This is a genomic window from Nonomuraea sp. SBT364 (assembly GCF_001083785.1).
Taxonomy (GTDB): domain Bacteria; phylum Actinomycetota; class Actinomycetes; order Streptosporangiales; family Streptosporangiaceae; genus Nonomuraea.
Genome location: NZ_LAVL01000008.1, coordinates 50326 through 60046, shown reverse-complemented (window position 1 = coordinate 60046; position 9721 = coordinate 50326). Strand labels below are relative to the sequence as shown.

The window sequence follows — 9721 nt, the reverse complement described above, 5'->3', positions numbered from 1 at the left end:
GCGGATCGCGGTGGCCGCTGCCGCCGAACCCGGGGCGGCACGAGGATCGCGACGACCGGCGGCCTCCGGGGGCCCGGACGGGCCGGCCGCCTACGGCAGGCGCAGGCCGCGCAGCCGGGTCCACGACAGCAGCACGTGCACCCGGTCCGGCAGGCCCAGCTTGGTCAGGATGCTCGACACGTGCACCTTCACGGTGTAGCGGCTGATGACGAGCCGGCGGGCGATCTCGTCGTTGGACAACCCCTCGGCGATCAGCTCGCACACCTGCCGTTCGCGATCGGTGAGCCGGTCGGCCGCCGCCAGCAGGGCTCTGTCGGCGTCGGTGGGCAGCGCGGGCTGCAACGCCTCGATCATCCGGGTCGTCGCCTCAGGCGCCAGCACCGACTGGCCGGCGGCGACGATCCTGATGCCGTCGCGGATGCGCTCGCCCGGCGCGTCCTTGAGCAGGAAGCCGCTGGCTCCGGCCTGCAACCCGGCGTAGACGTAGCTGTCCAGGTCGTACGTCGTGAGGATGAGCACCCGGCTGTGCCCGCCGGCGATGCGGCGGGTGGCTTCGATGCCGTCCATGCCGGGCAGCCGGATGTCCATCAGCACCACGTCCGGCCGGTGCTCCGCGACGGCGGCCAGGGCGGCGGCGCCGTCACCCACGCCGGCCACCACCGTCAGGTCGTCCGCCGCCCCGACCAGGCGGACCAGCGCCTCGCGAAGCAGCTGTTCGTCGTCGCAGACCAGGACGCGGATGGCGGTCACGACACCTCCCGCAGCGGCAGCGTCGCGCACACCTCGAACGTCTCGCGCCCCGCGCTCACCTCGACGGTGCCGCCGAGGAGCCCGACGCGTTCGCGCATGCCGATCAGCCCCACCCCGCTCGGCCCGCCCGCGGGGGCCTCGGCGGGGACGGCGTTGGCGACCGTGACCCTCAGGCGGGTGGCGGTGTAGTCGAGCGACACCCGTACGTCCACGGGCCCGGCGTGCTTGGTGACATTGGTCAGCGCCTCCTGGACGACGCGGTAGGCGGCCAGCTCGATGCTGGTGTCGACCTGGCGTACGTCGCCCGAGCGGGCCAGCGTCGCCCGGGGCCCGCCCGGCGGGATGGCCGCCACCAGGGCGTCGAGCTGTTCGAGCCGCGGAGGAGGGGCGAGCGGATCGTGGCCGGGCGGCGCCTGCCTGAGCACGCCGAGCAGCCGCCGCAGCTCGGCCAGGGACTCCCGGCCGGTGCGGGCGACCCGCCGCAGCGTCTCCTCCATGTCGTCACGGGTGTCGGCGCCGGCCTCCGCGTCGACCACCATGGTGGTGACCGAGTGGTTGAGGATGTCGTGCAGTTCCCTGGCCAGCAGGGTGCGCTCGCGCTCCGCCGCGCGTCGCCCGGCCAGCTCACGTTCGGCCTCCAGCCGCCGCGAGCGGGCCTGGAGTTCGAGGATGCGGTCACGGCGGCGCCCGTCCATCCGTCCCATGACCCAGAACCCGACGACGAGCACCGCCGCGACCACGTACACGGCCACCACCCGCAGTGGGTCACCGAGTGACACCAGCGTGACCGGCAGCCCGATGCCCAGCAGCGCCAGCACCGCCGCGATGCCGAGCACCCGGTGGCCGCCCCGGCCCCACGCCCCGAGACGGGACGCGGCGACCAGGGGCGCCACCAGGACGGGCATCTTGACCAGGATCAGCGTCAGCTCCAGGGCGACGCTCACCCCGAGCGCGGAGAGCGGGAAGCGGCGCGACCACATCAGCGCCGCCGACTGCGCGCCGGCCAGCGCCAGTTGCGCATGCGGCTCGGCACCGGGCACGAGCAGCCAGGCGGCCAGCGGCGGCAGCAGGGCGGGCAGGCCGTCGCTCAGCCACTCCAGCTTGGTCTCGCGCCGCGCCGGATCGTCCTCGTGCGCACCCAGCCGCCCGCCACCAGCACCGCCACCGGTGCCCACGGCAGCAGCGCGATCGTCCAGCTCACCCCGAGCGGCGGCCCCGGCTGGACGATCGCCTGGACCGGAAGGACGCCCGTCGAGGTCACGCCCGCTCTCTCCACGGCGAACTCGAACCGCCATGTGCCCTCCTCCGGCAGTGAGACGACGTCCAGGCCCCAGACCTGCTTCGCGCGGGGATGCCTCGGCAACACGATGGCATCGCCACGGCGCTGCAGGACGATGCCCTTCAGCCCCTTGCGGTCGCCGCTGGGCGACACGGTCGTGACCAGGCCGGTGCGCCCGTCGATGCCGCCCGCCGGCTCGAAGGTGAAGTCGAGGGACTGCAGAGCGCGGACCGGCCACTCCGTGAACCCTACGGTGATCGGTGCCCCGTCGCTCATGGAGACGGTCTCGGTGTGCACGATCTCGCCGGGGAGCGGGGCGGCGGCGGCCGGTACCGCGACGGTCAGCACGGCCAGGGCCGCCGCCAGGGCCATCAGGACGCGCCTCATGCCGTCACCGCCCGCGGGACGGAGAGGCCGCGCTCGCTGAATCGGCGCAGCATGACGGCGCACTGCCAGCCCAGCCATCCCGTCCCCGCGCCCAGGGCGGTCGCCGCGACCAGCGTGACCACCAGGTTCATCTCCAGGATGCCGAGCACGCCGTAGAAGAGCGCCGTGTTGAGTCCGGCCAGCGCGCCGGCCGCCACCGCGATCCGCACCGGGTTCACCGCGCGCCGGACCGCCCACGCCGTCATGCCCCCGGCCAGCAGCGCGACGAGCGGATAGGTGACCGGGAACCCGATCAGCGCCTGTGGCATGTTGGCGGCGTAGTCGCGCATCGGCTGGCCGATCGCCTCGGCGTACCATCGGGTGGCGGCCGGGGCGAACAGTGAGAGCCCGCCTTGGACGAGCACGAACGTCAGTCCTGTCGCGGCGGGCCAGTGCCAGGAACGGGTGAGGCCGATGACCAGGCTCAGGATGAGCGCCGCCGCCGCGCCCAGGCCCAGGACGCGCGGCGCCACCCCGGGCAGCCATTCGAAGATCATCTCGGACACCATGCCGAAGGCCGACGTCGAGCCGAGGGTGGCCAGGCCGATGGCCAGGGCCAGGCCCCATCGCTCGGCCCGGGTACGCCTCAGCACGGCGAACGCCATGATCATGGCGAAGATCTCGACCTGGATGGACAGCCCGAGCCCGAAATGCGACGGGGTGGCCCCGGCGGCGATGTCGAAGCCGTAGACCTCGTGCCACCACAGGTCGGAGCCCGCGTACAGGAGGTTGCCCGAAGCGCCCAGCCCGCCCACCAGGAACGGCCACGGCGCCCGGAACGTACGCCACACCGTCACGGAGGGCGTACTGGTGGCGGCGCCGCGCGCCCAGGTGGACAGCAGCACCACGGTCAGGCAGGTGATCCCGATGATGCCGGTGCCGGCGTAGAGGAGCAGGTGGGGGGCGGTCCAGAAGTCGTCGGGGCCGACGTCGCCGTGCCACTGCCCGTCCCAGACCATGCCGGTCAGCAGCGTGGCGTAGCCGAGGAGCAGGACCCAGGCGCCGGTGACCTCCCGGCGGGGTATGTGCGGAAGTTCGGATGACATGGGAGTTTCTCCTACTCTGCGACTAATGCGTTGACTTTGATGACCTCGGTGCCCGAGGCGCCCTGGACGCGGATGCCGATCTCCCATGGGCCCGTCATGGTGAACAGCTCGCCGCCGGCCACATAGCGCCCGGGCCCGTCGGGCCGGGCGGGGATCTCGGGTGTGGTGTGCCCCATGTGCGGCATGACCGCGAAGATCGAGACCTTCGCCGGGGAAGCCGGTCGGAGCTCGACACGCGCTTCGAGGGGGCCGGTACGGGGTTCGAGGCGCACCACGACGGCGTGGTGGGGACCCCGGCCACGCAGCTCGGCCGGGGCGGGAGCGGGACCCCCTCGGACGAGCCAGACGATCCCGGCCACGATCAGCAGCACAGGCGGGACGATGTACCAGCGGCGCCTCATCGGCCGCTCCCTTCCTCGGCGACCTCGACGACGTGAGGCACGGTGACGATCCGGTAGTCCTGGGCGTACTGGATCCAGACCAGATAGCGGCCCGGCCGGGGGAAGCTGAAGACGAACTCCAGCCGTGGCCCGTAACGGGCGACCGACTCGTCCGGCGCCCGGGCGGCGGTGGCGTCGGCGGTGGCATCGGCCATGGAACGGGCCTCGTGGACGTGGCCCAGGTAGCCGCCGTCCCGGCTGCGCAGGATCAGATGGCCGGCCATGCCGAGCCAGGGCCGCAGGGCGGTGGCGCCGGTGTCGAGCGTGAGGCGGACGGGCCGTCCGGCGACGGGTCGCGCGGGCTCGATCACCGGCACGGCACCGGTGGTGACGGTCACCGGGCTCTCCCCCGGATCACGCTCGTCCGGGCCGGGCACGGTGAACGCGCCCGATACGAGTTGGCCGCCCGCACCGGTGCGTTCGAACTCGACATACACGAGGTGCCGCCCCGGCCGCTCCGCGCGCAGCCGCACCTCGTACACGCCCGGCGCGGTCCTGATCGGGTGCACGTGCCGGAAGAAGCGGCCGTCGTCGCCGGTCACCACGAGGTGCGCCAGTGCGGCGTGGTGCTCGACCAGGTCGTCCGCCGGGGCCCCGGTGGAGCCGTCGAACAACGTCACCCGCAGCCGGTAGTCCGACCGGATGGGGGGTCGCTCCGGAGACACCTCCACCAGCGGCTGCGCGTTCGGCCGGGTGAGCGTCTCGGGAGCCGGCGCCTCCTCCGGCGCGATCCAGGGCGAGAGCGCTCCGGTGGTGAACGCCACGACGATCGCCACCGCGAACGTCCCCGCGAACCCGGCCGCCGTGCCCCTGCGCCGGAGCGCCGCACTCGCCAGTGCGCCGAGCAGCGCCACCGCCCCGCACGCGAAGGCCGCGTACACGACGACCTCCCACCGCGGCGTGCGCGGCACCAGCAGGTTGAACGGCAGCACCGACCGTTCACCGCCCGCCCGCACCTCCAGCTCGTGCGGTCCCACCTGCCCGGCGCGCAGGACGGCCGGGTACATGCCGGGCCGCCCGGCCTCGATCCGCACCGAGGCGGTGGACGAGCCGCCGTCCTCGACGGACCGGACGGCCAGCTCGACCGGCCCGCCCTTCCCCGGGTCGTGCGCGACCACGTCCACCTGCAGCGGAGCCGGCACCCGGATGCTCGCCCGCACCACGACGGTGAGCTCCATGCCGCCGATCGTCTGCGCGAAACGCACATCGGCCTCGGCGTCCAGGCCGTGCGCGGCCGCGGGGGACGCCCAGGCGAGCACGGCCACGAGGGCGAGCAGGACCGAGGTCAGACGGTTGATCACGGCCCGAGCGTAGGATCCGGGCCGCCTCCGCCACATCGGCCGACGGCACTGACCTGCCTAGTTCCTCGGAACTACCGGCCTCGTCCCGGCACCTGAGCCGTGCCCGTTACTTCAGTCGCTTTCGGGAGCGTGTCTCGCCAGGCCCATGTAGTGCGCCCTGAGACCGCCGTCGAGATGTTCGACGGCGTAGCGCAGGGCGGTGCGGGGCATGGTGGCGGCGTGCCGATCCAGGAAGGCCAGCAACAGCGCCCGATCCCGCTTGCCCGCCTCACGGATCCAGCCGCCATAGGCCTTCTGCACCAGGTCGGCCGGATCATCCACCAGGACGTCGGCGATGCCGAAGGTGTCGGCGAGATCGTCCTGCCGGATGAAGTAGGAGGTCGCGACGATGGCGGTGCGCCGTTCCCACCAGTGGGCCGAGCGGGCCAGCTCGTAGAGCACGGCGCGGGACCGGCCGAACAGGTGGCCTCCCACGACGTACGGCGCGGCCAGGTCCACCAGGTCCCAGGTGTTGATGCGGTCGTGGTGGCCGAGGTAGAGGTCGTACAACCGCGCGCGGTGCGCGTCCGGGGTGCGCTTGCGGCGGGCCTGCTTGTCCATGACGCTGCACGCGCCCACCCTGATCTCGTGCACGTCGCTGCCGAGCAGCTTGACGATCTCGCTCGGCTCCAGGTCGATGAACTCCTTGGCCAGCGCGAAGACGTCCCGCATGCGGATGCCCAGCACGACGCCGGGCCCGGAGGAGCGGTACGCGCGCGTCTCCGGCACGGGCAAGGCCATCAGCCGCTCGGTGAATGCGTCACTGGTGGAGGTCATGTCCCGGTTCTTCTCCCTTCTCCGGGGTGGCGGGGGTCCCGAACGGCTTGATGTGCCGCAGGGCCGCCGGCGAGAGCACCGCTGTCCCGGCGAACGCTACCGCGCACACCGCCGCGATGACACTGAGCCCGGAGGTGAACGCCTCGCCCGCGGTACTGGCCAGGCTGTGGCCGAGAGGCTGGTCCGGGACCGCCGCCCGGAGCCGGCTGTACGCGTCGCCCAGCCGGTCATGTGCGCCGGCATGCCAGTAGGCGGCGGCAGGCCCGCCCGGAAGTTCGCCGGCGGCGACCTCTCCGCCGTCTTCGGCCGCGCCCTGCACGGGAACGCCGATCTCGACGTCCGAGTCGGTCTCGCCGGAGGTGTGATAGCGCACGTACGGCGGCCCGGCCGGGCTCAGGCCGTGCTCAGGCCCGTGCTCACCGGAATGGGTCCGCAGCGCTGTCAGGCCCGTGGTGCGTCGCACTCTGATGACGGCTCGCGGGGCGAGCGGACGACGACGAGCCGTGCCAGGCGCAACGCGGCGGTCGGCTCGGTGAACCCCGGCTCCTTTCCGGGTTCCGCCTCGGGAGTATGGCGCCACCTCATGATTGCCGTGCAGTGCGCCGTTCATGGAATTCTTGTGAGTTATCCATGTTCGGCCGTCCGGCGTCCGGTGACCAGCATCGCGAGGGCCGTGGCGAGTTGGGGGTCGGCCCGTCCCGCTTCCTCCAGGGCGGCCGCCAGCGTCTCGTCGTAGCTCCGGCTCGCCTCGGCGTGCCTGGTCCGGCCCGTCTCGGTGATGACGGTGTAGACGCCGCGCTTGTCGTCGGGGCACAGATCGCGGTAGGCGAAGTCGGCGGCGTTCAGCCGTGCCACCAGGCGGGTGACCGAGCTCTGGTTGAGCCCGACCTTGTCGGCCAGTTCCTGCATGCGCAACTCGCCGGTGGGGGAGGCGGCGAGGTGGCCGAGGGCGCGGAACTCCGACAGGCCGATGCCGTGCTTTCGTTGCAGCGCGGCGGCGAGTTTGTTCTCGACGTGGGCGTGCAGCAGGAGAACCTGCTGCCAGGCGGCGGCGAGGTCGGACGCGGGCGGGGCGGGTGCGGTGGGAGCCATGGAACCTCTTCGTCCTTGAGACCGGCTTGACAGAAGCATACATGTACATGCAACATCCTTCCATCACTACTTGCACGTACATACAAATAGGAGCGCCTGATGGCCTGGATCTACCTGCTCATCGCAGCCGTGTTCGAAGTGATCTTCGCTCTGGCCACCAACGCCACCGAGGGCTTCACCCAGCTGTGGCCGTCGTTGCTCACGGCGGGCGCGGCGGCCACCGGGATCTTCTTCCTGAGCCTCGCGCTCAAGACGCTGGACGTCGGCGTCGGCTACACCATCTGGACCGGCATCGGATCTGTCGGCACGGTCGTGCTCGGCACGCTGATCTTCGGTGAGGAGATCAACCTCTGGAAGGCGCTGGCCTTCGTCCTGATCATCGGCGGCGTGCTCGGGCTCAAGCTCTCCGACCGCGCGTCCGCGGGCACGCCGTCCGCCGCCTGACCACCACCACTACCCGAAGGAACGTCATCATGGCCTGGATCTACCTCTCCATCGCGATCGTCTTCGAGATCGGCTTCGCCCTCGGCACCAACGCCACCAAGGGCTTCACCAGGCTCTGGCCGTCGGTCTTCACACTGTTGTCGGCCGCCGGCGGCATCTTCACCCTGAGCCTGGCGCTCAAGACGCTGGACGTCGGCGTCGGCTACACCATCTGGACCGGCGTGGGCTCCATCGGCACCGTCATCCTCGGCGCCCTCGTCTACAAGGAGAAGATCACTCCTGCCAAGCTCGGCTCGTTCGCCGCGATCATCGGCGGGGTCGCCCTCCTCAAGATCGCCGCCGGGATCTGATCCACGATGCGGAACACCACCGAGCCCGCCTGGCTCGCCGACCTCCTGACCCGGACCGTCGCCCTGGCCACCGCCGAGGTACACGCCGGCGGCATCCCGTTCGCCGGGCTCGTCGTGGACGACACGGGGACCGTGCTCGGCTCGGGCGTCAACCGGGTCAGGGCACACCGCGACCCGACCGCCCACGCCGAGATCGTCGCCCTGCGCGAGGCGGCCCGCGCGCACGGGCCCCACGCCGTCGCCGGCGCCACGCTGCTCGCCTCGGGAGAGCCCTGCCCGCTCTGCTACGTGACCGCCCTGTGGTCCGGCGTCGGCCGGATCGTCTTCGCCGCCGACCGGCACGCCGCCTCGGCCGCCGGCTTCGACTACGCCTCCGCCTACGACCTGTTCGCCGTCCCCGTCGAGCAGTGGCGGCTGTCCCCCCTGCACCTGCCCGTCGAAGGCGCGCAGGAGCCGTTCCGCGCCTGGCTCGCCCGCCGCTGAGAGGAACTCGTCATGACTGTACGCATCAAGGTCTGGTCCGACTACGTCTGCCCGTTCTGCCTGCTGGCCAAGCAGCCGCTCGCCGAGGCCACCGCCGGCCGTGACGTCGAGGTCGAGTGGATGCCGTTCGAGCTGCGGCCCGAGCCCGCCCCGACGCTGCGCCCGGAAGGCGACTACCTGCGCGGCATCTGGTCGCGGGTGGTGTACCCGATGGCCGCGCGCATGGGCGTGGACCTCCGGCTGCCGGACGTCTCGCCGCAGCCGTACACGCGTCTGGCCTTCGAGGGCTACCAGTTCGCCAAGGAGCACGACCTGGCCGACGCCTACAACGACCGCATGCTGCGGGCCTTCTTCCAGGACGGGCTCGACATCGGCGACCTCGACGTGCTGCACGGGCTGGCCGGCGAGCTCGGCCTGCCCGCCGCCGCGTACCGCGCCGCGCTGGAGAGCGGCCGGTACGCGCGGGCCCACCGGGAGGCGCTGGCCGAGGCCGCCGCGCACCGCGTCACCGCCGTACCCACGATCCTCGTCGAGGATCACAGGATCGAGGGCATGCCCCGGCCGGACGCCCTGAGCGAGGCCATCGACAGGGCCGAGGCCGGGCAGGCCGACCACCCTGCCCCGGCCCCGGCCTGCTCGATCGAGGGATGCTGACCGGCCTTACGGCATGACGAACCTGATCAGCCGGCCGACGCTGGCGTTCACGGAGCGCCACGGCGACCGGCGTCAGCAGCGCGGCGCCGGTGGTAGGCGTAGGTCAGGGCCAGCACCATGGGGCCGCACAGGGTGAAGAGTCCGCTGGTCGACACCGCCAGGATCTCCCACCACAGATTGTCGAACCGGTCGCGCCCGAATCCGGCGATCTCGAACGTGGTGAGGACCCAGGTGACCAGCACCCCGGTGATGACAAGACCGCCGACAGCGGCGGGCGCGATCACCAGGTACGGCGGAACACGCCTGCCGCCGAACACCGGCACCCATCCGGGTACGACCTCACCCCACGGGCGCACCAGGGCGAAGCATGCCAGCGCGAACAATTCGGATAGCACGCTGAGCACGCCGACATAGGAGAGGGACAACCACAGCGGCAGATCCATGGGCGGGAGGCCCGTCCCCATCATGAATCCGAATCCGATGGGGAGCCGCCACAGGCACACCGGCAGAGCGATCAGCGGAACGAGGTGGGCGAACCTCTCCGCCCAGAGTGGAACGGGCCTCTCGGTGCCCTTGGCGATCACCGTCTGACTTGTCGTCTGCGCCTTCACCTGTTCGATGCTTCTACCGAATCGGTGGC

14 protein-coding genes are annotated in these 9721 nt (G+C 72.0%); 4 read left to right on the top strand and 10 right to left on the bottom strand.

All coding sequences use genetic code 11. The features are described from left to right. Window positions 1-90 precede the first annotated feature (90 nt). The 9 genes from ADY59_RS06365 to ADY59_RS06325 form a co-directional block, all read right to left on the bottom strand. Entirely contained in the window at window positions 91-750 is a 660-nt protein-coding gene (locus ADY59_RS06365) for a response regulator (protein WP_049558858.1), read from the bottom strand. Next, window positions 747-1925 carry a sensor histidine kinase gene (locus tag ADY59_RS06360; RefSeq protein ID WP_049558857.1) on the bottom strand — a complete coding sequence of 393 codons (1179 nt, stop codon included), beginning with the start codon at window positions 1923-1925 and terminating at the stop codon, window positions 747-749. Before ADY59_RS06360 ends, ADY59_RS06365 begins: the two co-directional genes overlap by 4 nt. Then, the gene (locus ADY59_RS06355) at window positions 1838-2416 is read right to left on the bottom strand and encodes a hypothetical protein (RefSeq protein ID WP_063780574.1); all 579 of its coding nucleotides are present in this window, start codon (window positions 2414-2416) and stop codon (window positions 1838-1840) included. The genes ADY59_RS06360 and ADY59_RS06355 overlap by 88 nt, the downstream gene beginning before the upstream one ends. Further along, window positions 2413-3501: a hypothetical protein gene (locus tag ADY59_RS06350; protein WP_049558852.1), complete on the bottom strand. Its 1089-nt coding sequence runs from the start codon at window positions 3499-3501 to the stop codon at window positions 2413-2415. Before ADY59_RS06350 ends, ADY59_RS06355 begins: the two co-directional genes overlap by 4 nt. Window positions 3502-3512: 11 nt before the next feature. After that, on the bottom strand, window positions 3513-3902 hold the full coding sequence (locus ADY59_RS06345) for a hypothetical protein (RefSeq protein WP_049558851.1): 390 nt from the start codon (window positions 3900-3902) through the stop codon (window positions 3513-3515). Further along, on the bottom strand, window positions 3899-5242 hold the full coding sequence (locus tag ADY59_RS06340) for a hypothetical protein (protein ID WP_156325333.1): 1344 nt from the start codon (window positions 5240-5242) through the stop codon (window positions 3899-3901). Before ADY59_RS06340 ends, ADY59_RS06345 begins: the two co-directional genes overlap by 4 nt. Window positions 5243-5353: 111 nt before the next feature. Then, the gene (locus ADY59_RS06335) at window positions 5354-6058 is read right to left on the bottom strand and encodes a DNA alkylation repair protein (protein ID WP_053174491.1); all 705 of its coding nucleotides are present in this window, start codon (window positions 6056-6058) and stop codon (window positions 5354-5356) included. Next, the gene (locus tag ADY59_RS06330; RefSeq protein WP_156325332.1) at window positions 6042-6521 is read right to left on the bottom strand and encodes a GyrI-like domain-containing protein; all 480 of its coding nucleotides are present in this window, start codon (window positions 6519-6521) and stop codon (window positions 6042-6044) included. The genes ADY59_RS06335 and ADY59_RS06330 overlap by 17 nt, the downstream gene beginning before the upstream one ends. A 161-nt stretch (window positions 6522-6682) precedes the next feature. Then, a complete protein-coding gene (locus ADY59_RS06325) occupies window positions 6683-7150 on the bottom strand; it encodes a MarR family winged helix-turn-helix transcriptional regulator (protein WP_049558846.1) in 468 nt (155 codons plus the stop codon). 99 nt (window positions 7151-7249) lie between these two features. Here ADY59_RS06325 and ADY59_RS06320 point away from each other — a divergent pair, with 99 nt between their 5' ends. The 4 genes from ADY59_RS06320 to ADY59_RS06305 are packed head-to-tail and all read left to right on the top strand — an operon-like array spanning window position 7250 to window position 9081. After that, window positions 7250-7594: a DMT family transporter gene (locus tag ADY59_RS06320; RefSeq protein WP_049558843.1), complete on the top strand. Its 345-nt coding sequence runs from the start codon at window positions 7250-7252 to the stop codon at window positions 7592-7594. Between the two features lie 29 nt (window positions 7595-7623). Next, window positions 7624-7944, top strand: coding sequence for a DMT family transporter (locus tag ADY59_RS06315; protein WP_049558841.1), 321 nt, complete (start codon window positions 7624-7626; stop codon window positions 7942-7944). A 6-nt stretch (window positions 7945-7950) separates the two neighbouring features. Next, complete coding sequence (locus ADY59_RS06310) at window positions 7951-8427, top strand: nucleoside deaminase (protein WP_049558839.1); 477 nt, start codon at window positions 7951-7953, stop codon at window positions 8425-8427. Between the two features lie 12 nt (window positions 8428-8439). Beyond that, complete coding sequence (locus ADY59_RS06305) at window positions 8440-9081, top strand: DsbA family oxidoreductase (protein ID WP_049558836.1); 642 nt, start codon at window positions 8440-8442, stop codon at window positions 9079-9081. Window positions 9082-9128: 47 nt separating this feature from the next. Here ADY59_RS06305 and ADY59_RS06300 read toward each other — a convergent pair whose 3' ends face one another. Then, window positions 9129-9692, bottom strand: a complete 564-nt coding sequence (locus ADY59_RS06300; RefSeq protein ID WP_049558835.1) for a hypothetical protein — start codon at window positions 9690-9692, stop codon at window positions 9129-9131. Window positions 9693-9721 lie beyond the last annotated feature (29 nt).